Origin of the sequence: Nonomuraea sp. NPDC005692 (assembly GCF_040631115.1) — a bacterium.
Lineage (GTDB): Bacteria > Actinomycetota > Actinomycetes > Streptosporangiales > Streptosporangiaceae > Nonomuraea.
In genome coordinates this window covers 215,125-237,330 of the sequence record NZ_JBEXYU010000012.1, presented here as the reverse complement: position 1 = coordinate 237,330, position 22,206 = coordinate 215,125, and the positions used below count along the sequence as shown (strand labels likewise).

Annotated in this window: 21 protein-coding genes; 12 read left to right on the top strand and 9 right to left on the bottom strand. The window is 72.3% G+C overall.

Translation table 11 applies throughout. The features are described from left to right. The first annotated feature begins 101 nt into the window (after positions 1-101). The 11 genes from glmU (at position 102) to ABZ459_RS25580 (ending at position 11,433) form a co-directional block, all read left to right on the top strand. On the top strand, positions 102-1,553 hold the full coding sequence (glmU, locus tag ABZ459_RS25630; protein WP_357974819.1) for a bifunctional UDP-N-acetylglucosamine diphosphorylase/glucosamine-1-phosphate N-acetyltransferase GlmU: 1,452 nt from the start codon (positions 102-104) through the stop codon (positions 1,551-1,553). Beyond that, positions 1,550-2,527 (top strand): ribose-phosphate diphosphokinase, encoded by a 978-nt coding sequence (locus ABZ459_RS25625; RefSeq protein ID WP_352321976.1) that lies wholly within the window; start codon positions 1,550-1,552, stop codon positions 2,525-2,527. The genes glmU and ABZ459_RS25625 overlap by 4 nt, the downstream gene beginning before the upstream one ends. Positions 2,528-2,624: 97 nt before the next feature. Continuing rightward, positions 2,625-3,254, top strand: coding sequence for a 50S ribosomal protein L25/general stress protein Ctc (locus tag ABZ459_RS25620; RefSeq protein ID WP_357974816.1), 630 nt, complete (start codon positions 2,625-2,627; stop codon positions 3,252-3,254). 63 nt (positions 3,255-3,317) lie between these two features. Then, on the top strand, positions 3,318-3,902 hold the full coding sequence (gene pth / locus ABZ459_RS25615) for an aminoacyl-tRNA hydrolase (protein WP_357974813.1): 585 nt from the start codon (positions 3,318-3,320) through the stop codon (positions 3,900-3,902). Between the two features lie 236 nt (positions 3,903-4,138). Then, positions 4,139-5,515 carry a sugar transferase gene (locus tag ABZ459_RS25610; RefSeq protein WP_357974918.1) on the top strand — a complete coding sequence of 459 codons (1,377 nt, stop codon included), beginning with the start codon at positions 4,139-4,141 and terminating at the stop codon, positions 5,513-5,515. Then, on the top strand, positions 5,515-6,279 hold the full coding sequence (locus ABZ459_RS25605) for a 3'(2'),5'-bisphosphate nucleotidase CysQ (protein ID WP_357974810.1): 765 nt from the start codon (positions 5,515-5,517) through the stop codon (positions 6,277-6,279). Before ABZ459_RS25610 ends, ABZ459_RS25605 begins: the two co-directional genes overlap by 1 nt. An 18-nt stretch (positions 6,280-6,297) precedes the next feature. Continuing rightward, positions 6,298-7,212 carry a sulfate adenylyltransferase subunit CysD gene (gene cysD, locus ABZ459_RS25600; protein ID WP_357974807.1) on the top strand — a complete coding sequence of 305 codons (915 nt, stop codon included), beginning with the start codon at positions 6,298-6,300 and terminating at the stop codon, positions 7,210-7,212. Next, complete coding sequence (gene cysN / locus ABZ459_RS25595; RefSeq protein WP_357974804.1) at positions 7,212-8,474, top strand: sulfate adenylyltransferase subunit CysN; 1,263 nt, start codon at positions 7,212-7,214, stop codon at positions 8,472-8,474. Before cysD ends, cysN begins: the two co-directional genes overlap by 1 nt. A gap of 138 nt (positions 8,475-8,612) precedes the next feature. Further along, on the top strand, positions 8,613-9,512 hold the full coding sequence (locus ABZ459_RS25590) for a sulfotransferase (protein WP_357974801.1): 900 nt from the start codon (positions 8,613-8,615) through the stop codon (positions 9,510-9,512). Continuing rightward, a complete protein-coding gene (locus ABZ459_RS25585; protein ID WP_357974798.1) occupies positions 9,509-10,396 on the top strand; it encodes a glycosyltransferase family 2 protein in 888 nt (295 codons plus the stop codon). Before ABZ459_RS25590 ends, ABZ459_RS25585 begins: the two co-directional genes overlap by 4 nt. Further along, positions 10,393-11,433, top strand: coding sequence for a WecB/TagA/CpsF family glycosyltransferase (locus ABZ459_RS25580; protein WP_357974796.1), 1,041 nt, complete (start codon positions 10,393-10,395; stop codon positions 11,431-11,433). The genes ABZ459_RS25585 and ABZ459_RS25580 overlap by 4 nt, the downstream gene beginning before the upstream one ends. On the opposite strand, the gene ABZ459_RS25575 is transcribed toward ABZ459_RS25580, so the two are convergent. The 6 genes from ABZ459_RS25575 to ABZ459_RS25550 are packed head-to-tail and all read right to left on the bottom strand — an operon-like array spanning position 11,423 to position 17,870. Further along, the gene (locus ABZ459_RS25575; protein ID WP_357974793.1) at positions 11,423-12,313 is read right to left on the bottom strand and encodes a sulfotransferase; all 891 of its coding nucleotides are present in this window, start codon (positions 12,311-12,313) and stop codon (positions 11,423-11,425) included. The two genes, ABZ459_RS25580 and ABZ459_RS25575, sit on opposite strands and share 11 nt — an antisense overlap. Continuing rightward, positions 12,310-13,563, bottom strand: a complete 1,254-nt coding sequence (locus ABZ459_RS25570) for a lipopolysaccharide biosynthesis protein (RefSeq protein ID WP_357974790.1) — start codon at positions 13,561-13,563, stop codon at positions 12,310-12,312. Before ABZ459_RS25570 ends, ABZ459_RS25575 begins: the two co-directional genes overlap by 4 nt. Beyond that, a complete protein-coding gene (locus tag ABZ459_RS25565; protein ID WP_357974787.1) occupies positions 13,551-14,405 on the bottom strand; it encodes a sulfotransferase in 855 nt (284 codons plus the stop codon). Before ABZ459_RS25565 ends, ABZ459_RS25570 begins: the two co-directional genes overlap by 13 nt. Continuing rightward, positions 14,402-15,298 (bottom strand): hypothetical protein, encoded by an 897-nt coding sequence (locus tag ABZ459_RS25560; protein WP_357974784.1) that lies wholly within the window; start codon positions 15,296-15,298, stop codon positions 14,402-14,404. The genes ABZ459_RS25565 and ABZ459_RS25560 overlap by 4 nt, the downstream gene beginning before the upstream one ends. Then, positions 15,295-16,560, bottom strand: a complete 1,266-nt coding sequence (locus tag ABZ459_RS25555; RefSeq protein WP_357974781.1) for a hypothetical protein — start codon at positions 16,558-16,560, stop codon at positions 15,295-15,297. Before ABZ459_RS25555 ends, ABZ459_RS25560 begins: the two co-directional genes overlap by 4 nt. After that, on the bottom strand, positions 16,557-17,870 hold the full coding sequence (locus ABZ459_RS25550) for a Wzz/FepE/Etk N-terminal domain-containing protein (RefSeq protein WP_357974778.1): 1,314 nt from the start codon (positions 17,868-17,870) through the stop codon (positions 16,557-16,559). The genes ABZ459_RS25555 and ABZ459_RS25550 overlap by 4 nt, the downstream gene beginning before the upstream one ends. 349 nt (positions 17,871-18,219) lie before the next feature. Between ABZ459_RS25550 and ABZ459_RS25545 the strand changes: the two genes are divergently transcribed. Beyond that, positions 18,220-19,239, top strand: coding sequence for a hypothetical protein (locus ABZ459_RS25545; protein ID WP_357974775.1), 1,020 nt, complete (start codon positions 18,220-18,222; stop codon positions 19,237-19,239). Positions 19,240-19,245: 6 nt separating this feature from the next. On the opposite strand, the gene ABZ459_RS25540 is transcribed toward ABZ459_RS25545, so the two are convergent. From ABZ459_RS25540 to ABZ459_RS25530, 3 genes are all read right to left on the bottom strand, one after another. Then, entirely contained in the window at positions 19,246-20,172 is a 927-nt protein-coding gene (locus tag ABZ459_RS25540) for a sulfite exporter TauE/SafE family protein (protein ID WP_357974772.1), read from the bottom strand. Further along, positions 20,169-21,383 carry an adenylyl-sulfate kinase gene (gene cysC / locus ABZ459_RS25535; RefSeq protein ID WP_357974769.1) on the bottom strand — a complete coding sequence of 405 codons (1,215 nt, stop codon included), beginning with the start codon at positions 21,381-21,383 and terminating at the stop codon, positions 20,169-20,171. The genes ABZ459_RS25540 and cysC overlap by 4 nt, the downstream gene beginning before the upstream one ends. Positions 21,384-21,453: 70 nt before the next feature. Continuing rightward, positions 21,454-22,173: a methyltransferase domain-containing protein gene (locus ABZ459_RS25530; protein ID WP_357974766.1), complete on the bottom strand. Its 720-nt coding sequence runs from the start codon at positions 22,171-22,173 to the stop codon at positions 21,454-21,456. Between the last annotated feature and the right edge of the window lie 33 nt (positions 22,174-22,206).

The window sequence follows — 22,206 nt, the reverse complement described above, 5'->3', positions numbered from 1 at the left end:
GAGTTACGAACCGGGCAGGTATCCTCACGGTGTCGGGGGGGTTGCGGCGCGGTAGCCGCGCCGACGACCCTGATCCGTCCAGTCACAGGGAGTCTCAGTCCGTGAGTGTGCCGCGCCCGGCAGCCGTCATCGTCCTCGCCGCGGGCGAGGGCACCCGGATGAAGAGCCAGACCCCGAAAGTCCTCCACGAGCTGTGCGGCCGCGCGCTGGTCGACCACATGCTCGCCGCCGCCCGCGACCTCGATCCCGAGCGGCTCATCGTGGTCATCGGCCATGCGCTCGAACAGGTCGGCGGTCATCTGGCCGCCACCAGCCCCGACGCGCGCGCCGTCGTCCAGCGTGAGCAGCGCGGCACCGGCCACGCCGTCCGCACCGTGCTCGAAGAGGTCGGCACGATCGCCGGCACGATCCTGGTCACCTACGGCGACGTGCCGCTCATGCAGGCCCGCACCCTCGCCACGCTGCTCGCCAAGCACGCCGCCGACGGCAACGCGGTCACCGTGCTGACGGCCGAGGTGCCCGATCCGACCGGCTACGGCCGGATCGTCCGCGACCCCTCCGGCGCCGTGCTGGAGATCGTCGAGGAGAAGGACGCCGACGACGAGCAGCGCGCGATCAAGGAGATGAACTCCGGCATCTACGCCTTCGACGGCCTGCTGCTCGCCGACGCCGTCAAGCGCGTGTCCACCGACAACGCCCAGGGCGAGGAGTACCTCACCGACGTCCTCGGCATCCTGCGCGGCGACGGCCACCGGGTCGGCGCCTGCGTGGCCGCCGACTACGTCGAGGTCGAGGGCGTCAACGACCGCGTCCAGCTCGCCTTCGCCCGCAAGGTGCTCAACCAGCGGCTGCTGGAGCAGCACATGCGCGCCGGCGTCACCGTCGTCGACCCGGCCACCACGTGGGTCGACGTTGGCGTCGAGATCGGGCCCGACGCCGTCGTCCATCCCGGTACCCAGCTCCACGGCCGCACGGTCATCGGCGCCGGAGCCGAGGTCGGCCCGGCCACCACGCTGACCGACACCCGCGTCGGCGAGGGCGCCGTCGTGCGCAACGCGGTCTGCGACAACGCCGAGATCGGCCCCGAGGCCAACGTCGGCCCCTACGCCTACCTGCGCCCCGGCACCGTGCTCAGCCGCAGGTCGAAGGCGGGCACGTTCGTCGAGATGAAGAACACCAAGGTCGGCGAGCGCTCCAAGGTGCCCCACCTCACCTACGCCGGCGACGCCACCATCGGGGAAGACGTCAACATCGGCGCCTCCACCGTCTTCGTCAACTACGACGGGGTCGACAAACACCACACCACCGTGGGCGACGGCGCGTTCGTCGGCTGCGACACCATGCTCATCGCCCCCGTGACGATCGGCGAAGGCGCCAACACCGCGGCCGGATCCGTGATCGTCAGCGACGTACCCCCAGGGGCGATGGGCGTGGCCAGGGCGCGACAGCGCAACATCGAGAAATGGGTCCTGCGCAAGCGCGCGGGCACCAAGTCGGCCGCCGCCGCCGAACGGGCGCTGGCCGAGCGAGCACAGCAGGAGAACGAACAGTGACCAGCATCAAACAGCCGGGCGAGAAGAACCTCATGCTCTTCTCCGGCCGGGCCTATCCAGAGCTGGCCGAAGAGGTTGCCGAGCACGTCGGCGTCTCCCTCACCCCCACCAAACTGATCGACTTCGCCAACGGCGAGATCTACGCCCGCTACCTGGAGTCCGTCCGCGGCTGCGACGCGTTCGTGATCCAGAGCCACACCGGTCCCATCAACAAGTGGATCATGGAACAGCTCATCATGGTCGACGCGCTCAAGCGGGCCTCGGCCAAGCGCATCACCGTGGTCATGCCGTTCTTCGGCTACGCCCGCCAGGACAAGAAGGGCCGCGGCCGCGAGCCCATCACGGCCCGGCTGATGGCCGACCTGTTCAAGACCGCCGGCGCCGACCGGCTCATGTCGATCGACCTGCACACCTCGCAGATCCAGGGCTTCTTCGACGGTCCCGTCGACCACCTGTTCGCGATGCCGGTGCTGGAGAGCTACCTGAAGAACAAGCTCGACCTGGAGAACACGACCGTCGTCTCGCCCGACACCGGCCGCGTCCGCCTGTCCGAGCGCTGGGCCGACACCCTCGGCACGCCCCTGGCCTTCATCCACAAGCGCCGCGACCTCGACGTGGCCAACTCGGTGAAGGTCAGCGAGGTCGTCGGCAAGGTCAGCGGCCGCACCTGCGTGCTGATCGACGACATGATCGACACCGCCGGCACGATCTGCAAGGCCGCCGACGCCCTTTACGAGCAGGGCGCGACCAACGTCATCGTCGCCGCCACCCACGCGGTCTTCTCCGACCCCGCCGTCGACCGGCTGAAGAACTCGCGCATCTCCGAGGTCATCGTGACCAACACGCTGCCGCTGTCGGAGGCCAAGCGGTTCGACAAGCTGACGGTGCTCTCGATCGCGCCGCTCATCGCCCGCGCCGTCACCGAGGTCTTCACCGACGGCTCCGTCACGAGCCTGTTCGAGGGCGACACCTGAGCGAGTAAGCTGTACGGGTTGCGCTCGTAACGCCTTCCGCTAGGGCGGGTGAGGGGGAGCGCGCCACAATCCGATCTCTGCATCCCTAGGAGATGTCGTGTCTGAAGTACGTATCGCCGCCGAGTCGCGCACGGTGTTCGGCAAGGGCGCCGCCCGCAAGATCCGCCGCGCCGACAAGGTGCCCGCCGTCCTCTACGGGCACGGCATCGACCCCAAGCACCTGACCCTGCCCGGTCACGAGGTGCTGCTCGCCCTCCGCACGCCCAACGTGCTGATCCGCCTCCAGGGTGACGGCGTCGACGAGCTGGCCCTGCCCAAGGGCGTCCAGCGCGACCCGATCAAGGGCTTCGTCGAGCACGTCGACCTGCTCCTGGTCAAGCGCGGCGAGAAGGTCACCGTCGAGATCCCGGTCACCACGACCGGCGACGTCAACTCCGAGGGCCTGCTCGACCAGCAGCTCGTCTCGGTGGCCGTCGAGGCCGAGGCGACCCACATCCCGACCGGCGTCGAGGTCGACGTCGAGGGCATGGAGGTCGGCACCGTGATCACCGCCGCGCAGCTCAACCTGCCGTCGGGCGCCACGCTGGCCGCCGACCCCGAGGCCGTGGTCCTCCACGTCATCGCCAAGCCGACCGAGGAGCCCGCCGCGGAGGCCGAGGAGGCCGCCGAGGGCGAGACCGCCGAGGCCGAGGGCGAGGGCGAGAGCGCCGAGGCTGCCGCCGAGTAAGCACGTACCGCGAAAACGGGGGTGGCGCGAGGCCGCCCCCGTTCCGCTGTAAGGGGAGCGCACATGGACCGCTGGCTGATCGTCGGACTGGGCAATCCGGGGCCCGAATACGCGGGTAACAGGCACAACGCGGGCTTCATGGTGCTCGACGAGCTGGCCGCGCGGGCCGGCGGGCGCTTCAAGGCGCACAAGAGCAGGTCCGAGGTGCTGGAGACGCGGGCGGCCGTGCTGGCCAAGCCGCTGACGTACATGAACCTGTCGGGCGGGCCGGTCAAGGCGCTCGCCGACTTCTACAAGATCGGCTCCGACCGGCTGATCGTCGTCCACGACGAGCTCGACGTCCCCTACGGCGCGCTGCGCGCCAAGCTCGGCGGCGGCGACAACGGCCACAACGGGCTCAAGTCCATCACCAAGGTCCTCGGCACCCGCGACTACCTGAGGGTGCGCTTCGGCATCGGCCGGCCGCCCGGCCGCATGGACCCGGCCACCTTCGTGCTCCGCGACTTCGCCACCGTCGAGCGCAAGGATCTGCCCTTCCTCGTCGACCGGGGCGCCGACGTCGTCGAGTCGCTCATAGCACGTGGCCTGGAAGCCACCCAGAACGACTTCCACCGGGCTGATCTGCACATTTCCGGCCCTCCGCGCTGATCGCCGCATAGAACCGTTCGCCGCCTGTCGCGGTGCAGGCGCGGCTAGCATCGGTGACTGTCCGTTCGGGAACGGGCACACAGAGGCGTGCGTGCCACCGCCCGGAGCGACGGCGGGAGCGGAGCGGGGGAAGACGGCATTTGGCGACCGAGGCCGCCTCACGGAGTGAGGCAGGAGAGCCCGTGAAGTCCGGCGAGGCCCTCTCGTGGCGGGTCAGCCCGGTGACTCCGGCGTGGATGCGTTCCTACCGGTTCCGTGCCGTGGTGGGTGATCTGTGCGGGGCGGGCATCGGGTCCGCCGCCGCCTTCTGCGGCAGGTTCGGCGGGTTCACCCCTTACGTGCTGCCGTACCTGCTGGTCAGCGTGGCGTTGCCGTGGGTGTGGGTCTGCGCGGTCGCGCTCAACCGGGCCTACGAGCCGCGCATGATCGGCGTCGGCTCCGAGGAGTTCCGCCGCGTCGTGCACGCCGGCGTGGCGCTGACCGCGGCCACCGCGATCGGCTCGTACGTCACCAAGACCGACGTCGCCCGCGGCTACGTCGTGCTCGCGCTGCCCCTGGTCACGCTGCTCACGCTGGTCGCCCGCTACGTGCTGCGGCGCTCGCTCAACCGGCGCAGGGCGGCCGGGGCCTGCATGCGCCGCGTGGTCGCGGTCGGCCATCCGGCCTCGATCGCCGAGCTGGTCCACCTCTTCCGCAGGGAGCGCCACCACGGCATGGACGTCGTGGCCGCCTGCCTGCCCTACGGCGAGCCGCCCGGGGTGCTGACCGAGGTGCCCGTCGTGGGCGACTTCGGCGACGTGCCGTTGGTCGTCGACCAGGTGCGCGCCGACACCGTGGCGGTGCTGGCCTGCCCCGAGATGGACGGCGACGCGCTGCGCCGGCTGGCCTGGCGGCTGGAGCGCACCCACACCGAGCTGGTGGTCGCCCCCGCCCTGATGGACGTCGCCGGCCCGCGCACGATGATCCGGCCGGCCGCCGGGCTGCCGCTGCTGCACGTCGAGCACCCCGAGCTGACCGGCGCCCGGCAACTGGTCAAGAACGTCTTCGACCGCGTGGTCGCCACCGCGCTGCTGGTGCTGCTGTCGCCGCTGCTGGCGGTCCTGGCCGTGGCCGTACGCGGCACGAGCCCGGGGCCCGCGCTGTTCCGCCAGACCAGGATCGGCAAAGACGGCAGGCCGTTCACGATCCTGAAGTTCCGTACCATGCGGCGCGGCTCGGAGCAGCAGAAGATCACTCTCGTCAGCGACCACGACGGCGTGCTGTTCAAGATCCGCAACGATCCGCGCGTGACGCCGCTCGGCACGCTGATGCGCCGCCACTCCCTCGACGAGCTGCCCCAGCTCATCAACGTGCTCCTCGGACACATGTCGCTGGTCGGCCCCCGTCCGCCGCTTCCGGAGGAGGTGGCGCGCTACGGTGACGACGTGCGCAGACGGCTTCTGGTGCGTCCGGGGCTGACCGGGCTGTGGCAAGTGAGCGGGCGATCTGACCTATCGTGGGAGGAATCCGTCCGTCTCGACCTGCGTTACGTGGAGAACTGGTCCCTCACGCTGGACCTCCAGATCCTGTGGAAGACTTGGTCGGCCGTCGCCCGCGGGCAAGGAGCATATTGATGACGATTCGCGACGACCACGCCGTGGCCGGCGACCTGGCGACGGAAGCTGGCGAGAGGCTGCTGCGGGTCCGCGAGCAGACCGGGTTCGGCGACTCCGCCGCGCTGCGCGCGGAGGGCGACCGGGCCGCGCACGTGTTCCTCATGGAGGCGCTGGCACGGTTGCGTCCCAGTGACAGTGTCCTGTCCGAGGAGGCCACCCGCGAGGAGCGGCTCGACCCGCGCCGGCTGGGCGCCGAGCGCGTGTGGATCGTCGATCCCCTCGACGGCACGCGCGAGTTCGCCGAGGAGGGCCGGGCCGACTGGGCCGTGCACGTCGCGCTGTGGGAGCGCGGCAAGCTGACCGCGGGCGCAGTGGCGCTGCCCGCGCAGGGCCGTACGCTGACCACCGCCGAGCCGCCGGCCCTTCCCGCCTTCGAGAAGGGCCGCTTCCGTATCGCGGTGAGCCGCACCCGGCCGCCGGAGTTCGTCCAGAAGCTGGCCTACCTGCTGGGGGCCGACCTCGTGCCGATCGGATCGGCGGGGGCGAAGATCTCCGCGGTGCTCACCGGCGAGGTCGAGGCGTACGTGCACGCCGGCGGCCAGTACGAGTGGGACTCCGCGGCCCCCGTCGCCGTCGCCCAGGCGGCCGGGGCGTTCGCCAGCCGCGTCGACGGCTCGGAGCTGACCTACAACCAAGCCGACCCCTCACTACCGGATATCCTGGTTTCCCTACCGGAGCTGGCGACATCCCTGCTCGCCGGAATTCGGGACCTGCATCGCTAACCGCCGGAGGAAGCGCCCATGCTCCAGCGCGACTACACGACGTCGCAGCTCGACGTACTCGAAGCCGAGGCCATTCACATCATGCGCGAGGTGGCGGCGGAGTTCGAGCGGCCGTGTCTGCTCTTCTCCGGCGGCAAGGACTCGATCGTCATGCTCCGCATCGCGGAGAAGGCGTTCTGGCCCGCGGCCATCCCGTTCCCGCTGATGCACGTCGACACCGGGCACAACTTCGACGAGGTCATCGAGTTCCGCGACCGCCGTTCCGAGGAGCTGGGCGCGCGCCTGATCGTGGCCAGCGTGCAGGAGTCGATCGACAGCGGCCGGGTGGTCGAGGAGACCGGCCGGCGCGCCTCGCGCAACCGCCTGCAGACCACCACGCTGCTCGACGGGATCGAGGAGCACGAGTTCGACGCCGTCTTCGGCGGGGCCAGGCGCGACGAGGAGAAGGCCCGCGCCAAGGAGCGCGTGTTCTCCTTCCGCGACGACTTCGGCCAGTGGGACCCGAAGAACCAGCGCCCCGAGCTGTGGAACCTCTACAACTCCCGCATCCGCAAGGGCGAGCACATCCGGGTCTTCCCGCTGTCCAACTGGACCGAGCTCGACATCTGGGACTACATCCGGCGTGAGGGCATCGAGATCCCGTCCATCTACTTCTCGCACACCCGCAAGGTGTTCGAGCGCGACGGCATGTTGCTGCCCGACTCCGACGTCGTGTCCCGCGGCGACGACGAGCCGCTGTTCGAGGCCGTCGTGCGCTACCGCACGGTCGGCGACATGACCTGCACCGGCGCCGTGCAGTCCACGGCCGCCACGGTCGAGGAGATCATCGAGGAGATCGCGGCCACCCGGATCACCGAGCGGGGGGCCACCAGGGCCGACGACCGCTCGTCCGAGGCCGCCATGGAGGACCGCAAGCGAGAGGGCTACTTCTGATGGACATTCTTCGCTTTGCCACCGCGGGAAGCGTCGACGACGGCAAGTCCACCCTCATCGGACGGTTGCTCTTCGACTCCAAGGCCATCTTCGAGGACCAGCTCGAAGCGGTCGAGCGTACCTCCCGCGACCGCGGTACCGAGTACACCGACCTGTCGCTGCTGACCGACGGCCTGCGGGCCGAGCGCGAGCAGGGCATCACGATCGACGTGGCCTACCGCTACTTCGCCACGCCCAAGCGCAAGTTCATCATCGCCGACACGCCCGGGCACATCCAGTACACCAGGAACATGGTCACCGGCGCCTCCACGGCTGACCTGGCGATCATCCTCATCGACGCGCGCAAGGGCGTGCTGGAGCAGTCGCGCCGGCACGCGTTCCTGACCTCGCTGCTGCGCGTGCCGCACCTGGTGCTGGCCGTGAACAAGATGGACCTGGTCGACTACTCGCAGGAGCGCTTCGAGGAGATCCGGGAGGAGTTCACCTCCTTCGCCTCCAAGCTCAACGTGAGCGACCTGACGTTCATCCCGATCTCCGCGCTCAACGGCGACAACGTCGTCTCGCGCTCGGAGAACATGCCCTGGTACCTCGGCACCTCCCTGCTCCACCACCTGGAGAACGTGCACATCGCCTCCGACCGCAACCTGGTCGACGTGCGCTTCCCCGTCCAGTACGTGATCCGTCCGCAGAAGGCCACCGACCACGCCTTCCACGACTACCGCGGCTACGCGGGCCAGGTCGCGGGCGGAGTGCTCAAGCCGGGCGACGAGGTGACCCACCTGCCGTCCGGGCTGAGCACGCGGATCGCCTCGATCGACACGTTCGACGGGCCGGTGGAGGAGGCGTTCCCGCCCATGTCGGTCACGCTGCGCTTCGAGGACGACCTCGACATCTCGCGCGGCGACATGATCGCCAGGCCCAACAACCAGCCGCACGCGGCCCAGGAGCTGGAGGCCATGGTCTGCTGGATGGCCGACAGCCTCAAGCTGACCCCGCGCACCAAGCTGACGATCAAGCACACCACCCGTACGGCGCGGGCGCTGGTGCGCGACCTGCACTACCGGCTCGACGTCAACACGTTGCACCGGGACGAGCAGGCCACCTCCCTCGGCCTGAACGAGATCGGCCGGGTCTCGCTGCGGGTCACCCAGCCGCTGTTCGTCGACGACTACGCCCGCAACCGGCTGACCGGCGGCTTCATCCTCGTGGACGAGGCCACCAACGGCACGGTCGGCGCCGGCATGATCATCGACGCCAGCTGAGCGTTCCGAACGGCCCGGCGACACCACGCCGGGCCGTTCGCCGTTTCGGTAGATCTTTGCGGGGTTTCCTGACCATCTGATTACCCTCCGCGCTAGGGTCGTCGCGTTCCGTGTTGGCGACGTGAAGGCCCTCCCCCTGTGACCGACCGCGCATCCGCCACCCGAGTGATCTTCCTCGGGGGCCTCGGCCGTAGTGGCACCACTCTGCTGGAGCGACTGCTCGCCGAGCTGCCCGGCGTGGTGGCGCTCGGCGAGGTGGTCCACCTGTGGTCGAGGGGCGTGCTGGCCGGAGAGCCGTGCGGCTGCGGCGCGGCCTTCGCCGCCTGCGACTTCTGGCGGCAGGTGGGCCGGGCGGCGTTCGGCGGGTGGCGGCCGTCGCTGGCCGAGCGGATGCTCACGTTGCGGCAGCGGGTCGATCGCACCCACCGGATGGGGCGCATCGCGCATCCCGACCTGGCCGAGTACGCGCGGGCCTACCGGAGGGTCTACGAGGCGACCGGCGCGCCCGTCGTGATCGACTCCAGCAAGCACGCCTCCCTCGCCCACTGCCTGGTCGCGGCCGGCATGGACGTCCGCGTCGTGCACGTCGTCCGGGACCCGCGGGCGGTGGCCCACTCCTGGCGCAGGACCGTCGAACGGCCCGAGGACGGGCGTCCCATGACCCGCTGGGGGCCGCTGCGCACGTCCCTCCACTGGACGGCCCAGAACGCCGGCCTCGAGCTCCTCGCCCGCCAGGGGGCCCGCGTGACCCGGGTGCGCTACGAAGACCTGGTCGCCGACCCGGAGCCCACGCTGACCGCGCTGGCCGGCTTCCTCGGGCTCGACGTTCCCGGCCTGCCGTTCCTGGAGGGCACGACGGCGCGGCTCGGGCCCGCGCACACCGCGTCCGGCAATCCGATGCGTTTCCAGGTCGGGGGGATCAGGCTGCGGTGCGACGACTCGTGGCGTTCGGCGCTGCCCGTCCGCGACCGGCGGCTGGTCACCGCGCTCACCTGGCCCCTCCGCGTCCGGTACGGCTACCGGGAGGTCGCCGCGTGAGCGCGTTGCCGTCCGTGGGGGTGGTGATCCCGTCCTGCGGCGACCGGCCAGAGCTGTTGCGCGAGGCGGTGGCGGCGGTGCTGGCCCAGGACTATCCGGGGCGGCTCGTCGTGGTCGTGGTCGACGACGGGGGGCGCGGGCGCCCGGGGCCGGAGCTGGGCGTGCCCGTCCTGGCCAACCGGCGTACCCCTGGGCTTCCTGGAGCGCGCAACACCGGCATAGCGGCTCTCGACACCGATCTCGTCGCCTTCTGCGACGACGACGACCTGTGGCTGCCGGGCAAGCTCGCCGCCCAGGTGCGGGCGCTGACCGCCGCCGGTGGCGAGTTCGCGAGCTGCGCCATCGAGGTCGAGCACGGGCGGCGCCGGGTGGCCAGGCTCGCGGGCGCCGACTCGGTGACCACGGCCGACCTTTTGCGGTCGCGCATGGTGATGGTGCACTCCTCGACGTTCCTGTTCCGGCGCGGGGCCCTGTGGGCCGACGAGAGCGCCCCCGGGGGCCAGAACGAGGACTGGGACCTGGCCCTGCGCGCGGCCCGGCGGCGGCCGATCACGCACGTCGACCGGCCGCTCGTCCGCGTGCGGTGGGGTGGGTCGTCCTACTACGCGGCCCGCTGGGCGGACCGGATCGCGGGGCTCGACTGGATGCTCGACCGCCATCCCGAGCTGGCCGCCGACCGGCGCGGCGCGGCGCGGGTCTACGGCCAGCTCGCCTTCGCGTACGCGGCGCTCGGGCGGCGGCGCGCGGCGGTCCGGTGGGCGTTGCGCGCGTTCGGGGCGCGGCCGGGTGAGCCGCGGGCGCCGATCGCGCTGGCCGTCGCGGCGGGGATCGTCCCGGCCGCGACCGTGCTCGGGCTGCTGCACGGACGGGGGCACGGCATATGACCCCGCCCAGGACCCGCATTCCCGCCGTCCCCGTCCAGCGCCCGCCCACCCCGAATCCCGCTGCCGACCCCGCGACCGCTCGCGGCCATGCCGCCGAGTCCGCGTCCGCCCGGACCCACGCGTCCGGGGCCGGGCATGCCGCCGAGTCCGCGTGGACCCGCCCGGCCGGGCCCGTGGCCGGCCGGGCCCGTGGCTCCGAGCCGGGGGCCGCCCGCAACCTCCCGCCCGAGCGACCGGCGGGCCGCGGGCCCGCCGAGGCCGGTCGCCGGAGGCGTGCGGGGGAGCGCGTGCGGGTCGGCGGCGTCGGGCTGGACGTCGTCACCGAGGCCGACGTGGTGCGCTGGGTGGCGGCGGAGGCCGCGGCAGGCAGGGGCGGCCGCATCGTGACGCCCAACGTCGACATCTGCCGGGCCGTCGCCCGCGACCCCGCCCTCCAGGAGCTCGTGGGCTCGGCCGAGATCGTGGTGGCCGACGGCATGCCGCTGGTGTGGGCGGCCAGACTGCTCGGCACCCCGCTGCCCGAACGGGTCACCGGGGCCGACCTGATCTGGTCGCTCAGCGAGGTGGCCGCGGCCCGCAACTGGCCGGTGTACCTGCTCGGCGGGCCGCCGGGGGTGGCCGAGCTGGCCGCCGACGAGCTCAGGAGCTGCCGTCCCGGGCTGAAGGTGGCCGGGGTGCACGCGCCGCCGTACCACTTCGACGAAACGGCGGAGGGGCGGGAGCGGGTGCGGCGCCGGGTCGTCGCGGCGCGGCCCCGCCTGGTGTTCGTCGGGCTGGGCTTCCCCCGGCAGGACCTGCTCATCGCCGAGCTGCGCGAGGAGCTGCCGCAGGCGTGGTTCGTGGGCTGCGGGGCGGCCATCGCCTTCGCCGCCGGCACGGTCCAGCGGGCGCCGCGCTGGATGCGGCGGGCCGGGCTGGAGTGGGCGTTCCGGCTGATGAGCGAGCCCGGACGGCTGGCGCGGCGCTACCTCGTGGACGATCTCCCCTTCGCGGTACGCCTGCTCGCCGGCTGCCTGCTGACCAGGCTCAGGCGGTGAGGGCCCGGACGCGGTCCGCCTCCTGAGGGGTGAGACCCCGGGCCGCCGTGGCCAGGGCGTGACGGGAGTCCATCGGACGGAAGGCCGTCCGGGACAGCCCCGACCACGCGAACGCCGCCGACCGGCGGGACGGCGTGGTGCAGGCCCGGACGATCCGGCGTTCGGCGGACGGTGACCACGGCAGGCCCGCATGGGCGTAGAGACGCCGGAAGCCGGTGACCGGATCCTCGGCCAGCGACTCGTACGAGGCGACCAGCACGCCGGGCGTGGCGGCCAGCACCGTCCGCGCGGCCCGCCACAGGGCCGCGATGGTGGCCAGGTCGTCGGCGGAGCCGAGCAGCGGGCACAGCTCCAGCAGGCCGGGATGGTCGCGGACGAGCAGCGGCTGGCCGACCAGGTCGCCGACGTCGAACCGCCACCCGAGACGGCGCCAGCTGGCCACGAACGACACCGGATCACGGACGAGGACGATGACCGCGCAACCCAGCCGCCGGGCGAACCAATGAGCCGACAACACCGCGAACGGGTCGTCGAGCAGCGCCCGGCGCCCGCTCAGGCGGCCGAACGCGAACGCGGTGCCGTAGCGCGCCAGACGGGCCAGGTCGTAGGGGGAGCGGTTGGCGCGCAACTCGGCGAGCCAGTGGTAGCGCAGGGCGACCGTGTCGCGGAAGGCGGGCAGGAAGTCGGCGGCGTTGTCGTCGCAGATGTACTGGAACCGGTGGGTGACCTCGGCCCGCAGCACGCCGGGGCAGCGGCCCGGCGGGTGCTGCGGGTTGAGCGGCTCGTTGACGTAGACCAGGCCGCCCCCGGCGGTGAGCATCTTGCCGGCCCAGCTCGTGCCGCTTCTGGGCAGGCCGGTGACCAGGACGGGCGTGTTCACGCGGCCGCCGCCCAGGTGCGCGGGCGCAGGGCGGGCAGGGTGTGGCGGCCGAACGGGCGCAGGCCGTAGCGGTGGTGGAGCTGCCACAACGGCAACAGGTTCTTCACGATCACCCCGGCCGACCAGCCGACGACCGCGCCGAACGCCCCCTGGGAGGGGATCAGGGCCACGTCGAGCGCGACCGTGCAGGCGACCGCGGCCAGCAGGTTGAGCAGGCTGGCCAGGGTGTGGCCGGCCGCGGTCAGGACGACGTCGACCATGCCGCAGGCCGTGGCCACCAGCATGGTCCCGGCCAGGACGAGGGCGATGGGGGCGGCGGCGCCGTACGCGGGACCGAAGACGCGCAGCAGCCACGGCGCGAGGACGGCGTAGCCCAGCCACACCGGCCAGGTCAGCAGCACCAGCCAGATCGTGGTGGCCTGGTACAGCTCGCGCGCCCGGCCGAGCTCCCCGTCGGCGAGCGCCCGGACCAGCCGCTCCTGGACGGCCTGCGCCAGCCCCTGGTTGGCGAGCTGCCCGACGACCCGGAACCGGGTGGCGGCCGTGTAGACGGCGGCCTGGGCCGGCCCGCCGAGCAGGGCGACGACCACGATGTCCAGCCGCTGGAACACCGCCTGGATGGCGCCGGCGGCGGACCGCGGCGCGGTGTACCGCCACAGGTCACGCCCGGTCCCCGGCAGGTACGGCGTGCGCGGCGCCCGTCCCCGCAGGTCGGCGAGGGCCAGGACGAGCAGCGGCAGGAAGGGCAGCGCCCAGGCCGCCGGCAGCCACTGCGGCGCGTGCGCGAGCGCCGCCCAGGTGACGAGCACGAGCTGCGCGGCGGGCAGCAGCACGCCGTCCAGCAGCACGGTGGGCCGCATCGAGCCGAAACCGCGGGTGGCGGCCAGCGCGATGTCGCCGAGCACGATGACCGGCAGGGCCCAGGCCAGCAGCCCGATGCGCGGCTCCAGCAGCACCCCGGCCGCGCAGGCGGCCAGCGCGCACGGCACCATGGCCGCCCGGAAATATCCGGAGATACCGCGATAGCCGTACGTCTTGGCCCGCGCGATGAAGTACACCAGCCCGTTCCCGGCGTCAAGTTTGGCGATGCCGGCCGCCATCAGGGCCAGGGCCGTCACGCTGAAGAACGCCCCCGCCTGCGCCGGGCTGAACGACCTGGTCACCACCACGGCCACCAGGAACTGCGCCAGCGCGCTCACCCCGGCCCCGGTCAGCCCGGCGATCCCGCGCCGGACCATCACCGGCGCCACGACGGCTCACCGCCCAGCCAGCGCGTCAGCCGCGCGTCGTAGGGCTCGAAATGGTCCCTGAGCGCCCGTTCCAGCACCCGGGGCACGGGCCGGGGCAGCGGCCGGCCGTTGTGCCGCTCGAACGCCGGATAGCCCAGGTGCGGCACCGTCAGGAACTCCAGCACGCGGTCGTAGGCGGTCTCGGGCTCGGCGAAGAACCGGTGGCTGTCGAGCACCAGGACGCGGTCGCGGCCGAAGAGCGGTTCGAGGCGGTCGAGCTGGTCGGCGTACCGGCCGCGGGCCAGGTAGGCGTGGTGGCGGTGGGAGTGGTGCTCGGAGAACGGCGACACGCGCAGGCTCTCCTCGGCCCCGGCCAGCCGCCCGGCCTCCAGCTCAAGGGCGGATTCGAGGTGCGACTCGGACTCGAACCCCCTGGCCAGCTCGTGGGCGTGGGCCGAGCAGGCCCGCTCGACCGGGTCGCGGACCAGGACGATCAGTTTGACCCCGGGCAGGTCGGCGGCGATCCGCTCACCGGCCAGCGGATGGAACAGGTAGTAGGGGGACGACTCGAACGCCTGGGTGCGGCCGCCGTACCGGTGGGCCAGCAACGCCGCGCCCGCACGCAGCGGGAAGTGCGCCTGGTACCAGGCCATCGGCCGGTGGTAGCCGACGTCGAAGTAGTGGACCCCCTTGTGCAGGACGGGCTTGAGCAGCAGCGGGTGTTGGGCCAGCGCCCGGTAGAGCGAGGTGGTGCCGCACCGCTGCGCCCCCACGATCAGGAACGACGGCAGCACCCGCGCGCTCGACGTGAACCGGCCCGCCAGGCGCGAGAAGGACAACACCGGCCGCTTCAGCGTCCTCATGGCAGCAGCTCCTCGTGGTCGACGGCCGGGTTGAGCCAGGTCTCGGGCGGCCCGAGCGGGCAGTGGCCGTCGGCGGCGTGCCGGTCGGCCAGCACGATGAGGTAGCGCAGCGCCGTCCGCCTGGCCTCGGCCGACGACAGGCCGAGCGGGGCCAGCTCGCGGGGCGCCCTGGCCACGCAGGCGCGGGCCGCCGTGGGCGGGTCCATCCTGCGCAGCGCCCGCTGGAAGAGGTGGTGCGCGGCGTCGAGGCCGTAGGGGACGCCGGTCTCGTACCGTTCCCAGTCCCAGACGAGCAGCCGGCCGTCGGCGGACGGGCTGATGTTCCACGGGGACAGGTCGCCGTGCCAGGCCGGCACCGGGCCGCCGGTGGCGGCGATCTCCATGATCGCGGCGTGCAGCAGGGCCGGGCGGACCCGGCCGCGCCGTACCGGCAGCGGCGAGAGCGCCAGCACGGGCAGGCCGCGCCACTCGCCGTGGTGCAGCACGTCGGGCACGACGACGGTCTTCAGCGGCGCCGCGGCCAGCCCGCGCAGCGCGGCCGCCTCGCGGCCGACCAGCTCGCGGGCGAGCGGGCTGTCGCCGACCTTCACGTACGCCAGCAGCCGCCCCCCGGTACGAACCTCCAGGACGGGCTTGCGGTTGGGCCGCAACGCCGGACGCACGTGCAGCACGGTCTCCACGGGCGCGTCGAAGACCTCGCCCAGGTAGGCCGCGACGGACCCCTCCAGCGGCACGGTGACCGCGCCCCCCACGTGCCACCAGCGCCGCGGGGCCAGCCGGCGGGGCAGCACCCGGTGCGGCAGCACCGAGTACGGCCGCGGCGACCCCGTACCCGGGAACAGCAGGCGCACGGTCTCGTGGAGGTATCCGAGCCGCGCGGAGGCGTCCTTCATGCGTTTCTCCACAGCAGGGCGAACGAGATGAGATAGAGGCTCAGCGGCGTCACCAGGCCGTCGTAGACGAACATGTAGAGCAGCACGAGACCCATCACCAGCACCCCGGCCAGCCCGATCGGGGAGCGGTCGGCCCAGTGGCGGCGGATGGCGCCGAGGAAGAAGGCCACGTAGAGGGCGGCCCCGGTGAAGCCCTGGGTGATCAGCAGCAGCCAGAGCTGCCCGTCGCTGCCGAGCGGCGGGTGCCCGCAGGCCGCGCACCACTGGGTCTTGCCCGTGGTGATCGAGCGGTGGTTGCCGAGCGAGTTGCGGGTGTTGCCGTAGCCGATGACCGGCGAGTGGCGGGCCGCGGCGACCGTGGCGGTCATCGTGAAGGCCCTGACGTCGTTGGAGTGCGGTTTGTCCAGCCGCTGGGCGAACACCGAGGCCAGCGGGCTGAGGGCGAACACCATCAGCCCGGCGGCCACCGCCCCGCACAACACGATCCTGGTCCGGCCGGCCACCCGCACGATCAGGTACGCCACGGCCAGCCCGAGCCCGATCCACAGGCCGCGGTTGAGCGAGTACACGACCGGGATCGCGGCCAGGGCGATCACCAGCACCGCCAGCACCCGGCGGCCCCGCCCGCCGTACGTCCACCAGCCGACGACGAACCAGATCAGCAGCACCGACGCGTTGCTGCCCCACGCGTTGGCCCACTCGAAGGGCGCCTCCGGCCTGGGCGAGGAGTAGCCGAGCACCTTCTGGGTCTGGGCGGCCGTGGGATGGATGAGGTTCTGGACGAAGGAGTTCTCGCTGATCCAGCCGGGCAGCAGCAGCTCGACCGGCGAGGTGAAGGCGAAGTGCGGGACCAGGACGCCGAGCAGGCCGCCGGCGACCGTCGTCAGGAACAGCACGCCGAGCCAGCGCACCAGGCGCAGCTGCGGCAGCTCGCGCTCGGTCAGGTTGCCCAGGTAGAGCACCATGATCAGGACGGACACGTACAGAGCCAGGCGCATGGCCCAGCCGATCAGGCGGCCGGTGCTGAACCCGCCGTACGTGCCGGGCGGCAGCTCGTCCAGCATCATCGCGCTCAGCAGGTAGCCGGCCAGCAGCAGCAGCCACAGGCCGAACCCGTGGGGGACCCGGACCGGCCGGCGCCGCCACAGGATCACCGCCATCGGCACGGCCAGGACGATCACCGACAGGCCGCCGAACCCCAGCGCCCACCAGATCGGGTAGCCGAGCAGGAGCGCCGCGATCGGCCAGGCTGGTCCTGTCACGTCTGCTTGCGCTGCCGGTGGTGGAACGACTGCATGGGCGTGGTCTCGGCCGCCAGGCTCACCTCCAGCTCGCCGGTGGCGACGAGCTTGCCGAGCGAGGTGTGGGTACGCGGCTCCAGCAGCGGGACGAACTCCGGCACCGCGTCGGTCGCCGTCACCACGCCCACGACCGGCACGTCGTGCCGCTCCAGATGGCGGGCGGCCGCCGTCACCTCCGGCGAGGTGACCCGGCCCAGCCCGACCAGCAGCAGGGCCGCGTCGGCCCGCGCCAGGTCGCGGACGTCGGAGCCGTCGAGCACCGACAGCGGCGCGCTGATGGCCAGCGGCTCGGCCAGCGAGGAGGCGTAGAGGTCGGCGGGCAGCGAGCGCACCAGCAGCCGCTTGCCGGGGCAGGCCGCGACCACGGCGCAGGCCAGCTCGTGCAGCACGCCGTGCTCGCGGGAGGCGGACAGGTCGGTCAGCACGGGCAGCCCGGTCAGCCGCTCGACGTCGGCGGCCGTGCGCAGCCGGGTGTCGAGCCGGTCGCGGGCGTAGGCCGCCGCCGCGCCGAGCAGCAGGCCGGCCATCAGGCCGGTGCCGAGGTGGAGCGGCAGGCTGGGGGAGCTGGGCCGGGTCGGCGGCAGCGCCTCGCTGATGACCGAGCCGGGGGTCACCGCGACCGTGCGCAGCGCGTCGTACTTGAGCGTCAGGCTGGCGGCCTGCCGGTTGAGCACGCTCTGGCGCTGGGTGGCGATGGCGTGCTCGGCGCTGCCCTTGGGCAGGCGGCCGACCTCTTTGATGGCCGCGTCGAGGCCGGCGTCGACCTGCTTGAGCTTGGCCAGCACCGCCTGCTGCCGCTCGGCCATCGCGGCCTGCGCGCTCTCGCGCCGGTTGGCCAGGTAGGCGTCGGCGTAGGCCCGGGACTGCGCGGCGGCGGCCACGGGATCGGCGTCGGTCACCGAGACCCACAACACGGCCGAGTTGGGCGGGACGGAGACCTCGACCGGCTGCGGCGCGGTGATCCGCAGGGCCTGGGCGACCCGCGCCGAGACCACCGCCGACTGGGCGATCTGGGCCTCGGTGTCGAGGTTGAGCGGCTCGCGCTGCCGGTTGCTCACCTGGTTGCCCTGATCCTGACCGTCGACGGGTGTGACCAGGACCTGGGTGATCGCGGTGTAGGCCGGCGGGGTGGCCCGCAGCAGGGCGAGCCCGGCGGTGCCGCCGACCACGACGCAGCCGACGAGGAGCAGCCACCGCCTGCGCAGCAGGGAGAGATGCTCGTCCAGGTCGGCGCCCGGGCGGCGCGCCTGGAGGTCCGGCGACGGGCTCATGGGGACGGTCTCCTGGAGGGGGATGCGCGCTGTCGCGGGTGGGCAACGCTGCGTCACTCGGCGCAGTGTGCGCCCACTATAGGCCGGACGGATATTACCCAAGTCGAATACTGAAGATTTTTTCCGGTACGGCCGCGAAGATGCCCCTTTTTAAATGGATATTTCCAGAAAATGCGGGTGGCGGGTCTGGTGCTGTGACCTGGGCAGACGAGCACACTGGCTGAAGTTCGAGGAATGGCATGGCAAGGTTCAGGTTTGATAGGCGGGGGTCCGTCGACAAGGGGGTTGGAAGGCGTTGCAGCTTCGGGGCTTTTCTCATTTCGCGACGAAAACCGCAATCACCTGCGCGGTGCTCACCCTCCTGGCCGCCTGCTCGACGGCCGAGGGCGCGCCCGCCCGGGTCGACACCAGCACGGCCGAGCTGGCCGGCGCGCCCTCCTGCGCGGTCACCGCCAGGCTCATCCCCTCCTGCGGCGCCTGGTGGGGAGTGGCGCCCGAGGTCTTCACCGGCGCTCCCGTGGCCGAGGCGCTGCGCGGAGCCGAGTCGCGCATGGGCGTCGGCGCCGACGTACTGCACGTCTACCATCGCGGCAGCGAGCTGTTCCCCACCCCGCAGGAGATCGGCCTGGCCCGCGACCCGGGCCGCCCCAGGCTCCTCATGATCAACTGGAAGCCGTCGCTCGACCGCACCTGGGCCGACATCGCCGACGGCGCGCTCGACCGGCGGATCGACCGCCTGGCCGACTACCTCAGGCGCACCTTCCCCGAACGATTCTTCCTCACCCTCCACCACGAGCCGGAGAACGACGTGGACGCCCGCTCGGGGTCGGGCATGCAGGCCGGCGACTACGCGGCGATGTACCGGCACGTCGTGCTCAGGCTGCGCGAGCGCGGGGTCAAGAACGCCGTGACGGTCATGACGTACATGGGAGCGCCCAACTGGGCGGCCAAGCCCTGGTTCGAGGATCTCTACCCCGGTGACGACGTGGTCGACTGGGTGGCCATGGACCCGTACGCCGACGACCGGGTGCACGACTTCGACGGGCTGGTGAACAAGACCCGCAAGGAGTACGGGCGCTGGCCGGGGTTCTACCGGTGGATGCAGGCCCGCTTCCCCGGCAAGCCCGTCATGGTGGCCGAGTGGGGGGTGTTCGAGCGGCCGGCCGACCGGGCCTTCAAACGGCGCTTCTTCGAGTCGGTGCTGAGACAGATCAAGCGGTATCCGCAGATCAAGGCGTTGCTGTACTTCGACTCGCCGCAGGCGCCGCGCGGCAACACGAGCTTCGACTCCGATCCGGGCGCGGCCCGTGCCTTCACCCAGCTCGCCCGCGACCGCTACTTCCGCTCGACCCGCGTGCCGCGGCCCTAGCAGGGCTCATGGCCGCACTTCGTGCGGCGGGCTCGGTCGCCTCATGCCGCCGCCTTCCCCCGCTGTGGTCGCTGCGCTCCCGCCGCTCCTCCAGGCGACGGCGCTCCCTCGCACCCTCCAGCCGACGACGGTGACGGCCGAGGCGAGGGCGAGGAGGGCGACGGTGAGGGTGTTGTTCACGTCAAGGAGCTTGAGCGCCGAGGCGAGCAGCACGATCGCCAGCAGGGCTCTGATCAGCCCGCCCGGGGCGCGTGAGGAGATCCGCGCGCCGAGGTAGACGCCGGGGATCGAGCCGATCAGCAGCGAGAGCGTGAGCTCCAGCTTGAAGTCGCCGAACATCAGGTGGCCGAGCGCGGCCGACGTGACCAGTGGCACGGCCTGCACCAGGTCGGTGCCGACGAGCTGGTTGGCCTTGAGCGCCGGATAGAGCACGAGCAGGGCCACGATGATCAGCGACCCCGATCCCACGGAGGAGACGCCGACCACCAGTCCGCCTACCGTACCGACCAGTAGGGTCGGAATTGGGCGCACGACGATCTCGTGGGTGCTCGACGAGCCGCCCCGCGCGCCGAGCCAGCCCTTGACCGCCATGCCGACGACGGCCAGCAGCAGCGCCACGCCCAGCGCGTACTTGACCGCGTCGGTCACCGCGAACGCGCGCGCCAGGAACACCCCGCAGAACGCGGCCGGCACCGACCCGGCGCACAACCAGCCGACCAGCCGCAGGTTGACCGTGCCCCGCCGCAGGTGGACGACGCTGCCGACCGGCTTCATGACGGCCGAGGCGACCAGGTCGCTGGAGACCGCGGCCAGCGGCGGGACGTTGAAGAACAACATCATCATCGGGGTCATCAGGGCCCCGCCGCCCATGCCGGTCAGGCCGACCACGATGGCGACGACGAAGGACCCGGCGACCAGTGCGAAGTCGATCAACGTACCCACCCTCCGGACTGCAGCGCCCCCAGGACCTGGGAGACGGCCGCCTCGATCGAGATGTGCGTGGTGTCGATCACCAGGTCGGCGTCGTCCGGCTCCTCGTAGGGGTCGGAGACGCCGGTGAACTCGGGGATCAGGCCGGCGCGGGCCTTGGCGTACAGGCCCTTGCGGTCGCGCCGCTCGCACTCCGCCAGCGGCGTGGCGACGTGCACGAGCAGGAAGTCGGCCCCGACGGACTCGACCGTCTCGCGCACCTCCTCGCGGGTGGCGGCGTAGGGGGCGATGGGGGCGCAGATCGCCAGGCCGCCGTGGCGGGCGGCCTCGGCCGCGACGAAGCCGATGCGCCGGATGTTCAGGTCGCGGTCGGCCTTGGAGAAGGTCAGGCCCTTGGACAGCAGGTGGCGCACGACGTCGCCGTCGAGGTAGGTGACGGTGCGGGTGCCGAGCTCCAGCAGGGCGTCGCGCAGGCCGCGGGCGATGGTGGACTTGCCCGAGCCGGACAGGCCGGTGAAGAAGACGACCAGGCCGCGGCGGTGGGGCGGGCCGGGGAGTGTGACGGGCTCGGGGCCCGCGTAGTGCTCGGTGGCGCCGTAGGCGGTGGCGACGTGCTCGCGCAGTTCGAGGTCGATCTCCGGCTCCGCGCGCGGCGCCAGGGGGACCGGGACCACGACGGTGCCCTCCGGCAGGTGCGCCTTGGCACGCAGCGCGGCGCGGACGACGCCGGGGCCCGCCTCGCCGTACGAGAGGGGGAGCAGCACGATCACCGCGTCGAGCTCCTTCGCGGTGGCGGTGATCTCGGTGAGGTCGTCGAGCGGCCCGCGCATCGTGACGGCCAGCGCGGGCCGTCCGCCGAGCTCGGCCCTGACCTCGGCGGGCGTGCGGCGCAGGCGGGCGAACGGGCCGTGCTCGGGCGCGCCGAGCGCCTTGAGCGGGCCCGAGGTCAGGCCGTCGGCCTCGCGCGCGGTCACGGTGAGCACGGCCAGCGGCAGGCCCTCGGGGTCGAGCAGCCGCACCTCGTCGCCGGGCGAGACCTCGGCGGGCAGGTGGAGGGTGACCGGCGCGGGCCAGGGAGTGCCGTCGGCGAGCGTGCCGCGCTCGTGCACGGCGTGCACGTCGTCGTGGCCCAGGAAGCCGGTCAGCGGCTCGAACGCCCCGGACAGCAGCAGCTCAAGGTCGGCCAGCTCGTGCGCGTCCGGGGTCCACTCCACGGTTCCGACATCCCAACTATTCCGATTGAATTGGTAGGAAAGGAGTCTAGTCGCTCGGACCGTCCTGTCGCTAGAGCAGCCGGGCGAAGTGATGCTGCGGCTTCCTGATCACCATCGTGATCTCGTCGTGGGAGGCGGGGTAGCGCCCGCCGCTCAGCCGGTCGACCAGCGCGACGGCGGCGGCGCCGAGCCGGCCGGCGCGGGCCGGGCCGCTGATCCGGCGCTCGTCGTCGGTGATCATCAGGCCGCGGCTGAGACAGAAGGCGTGCATGCCGTCGCTGGAGGCCAGCGGCTCGTAGACGACGGGCAGCGGGCCCGGCGTGCCGGGGGCGACCAGCGTGCGCCACAACGCCCGGCGCAGCCATGACGGCGTCAGGCGGTCGAGCAGGCCGTAGGCCGACTTTCTGTCGCGCATGCGCAGCAGCACCAGGCCGCCGGGGCGCAGCGACTGGAGCAGACGGTCGAACACCAGCTCGGCGTGCTGGACGCGTTCGAGCAGGAACGACAGGTGGATCACGTCGTAGGCGCGGTGCTGGAGCGGCACGCAGCGCAGGTCGCCGAGCGACCAGGCCACCAGGTCGGCGCGCTCCTCCACGACGTCTCTGATGACCGGGTGGTCCTCGTCGGCGCCCGTGGCCCTGGCCTCCAGCGGCTCGACGTCGAGCGGCTCGTCGTGGGCGCACCCCGCGACGAGTAGGTCGAGCCGCCGGCTGAACCGCCCGGCCCAGTGCTCGCGGATCCGTTGACCGAAGAGGTCGCCTCGCTGGGCGACTGATCGCACCTCAGACATGTCACCTACAGTAATCAATCGAGTCGTCTCGGT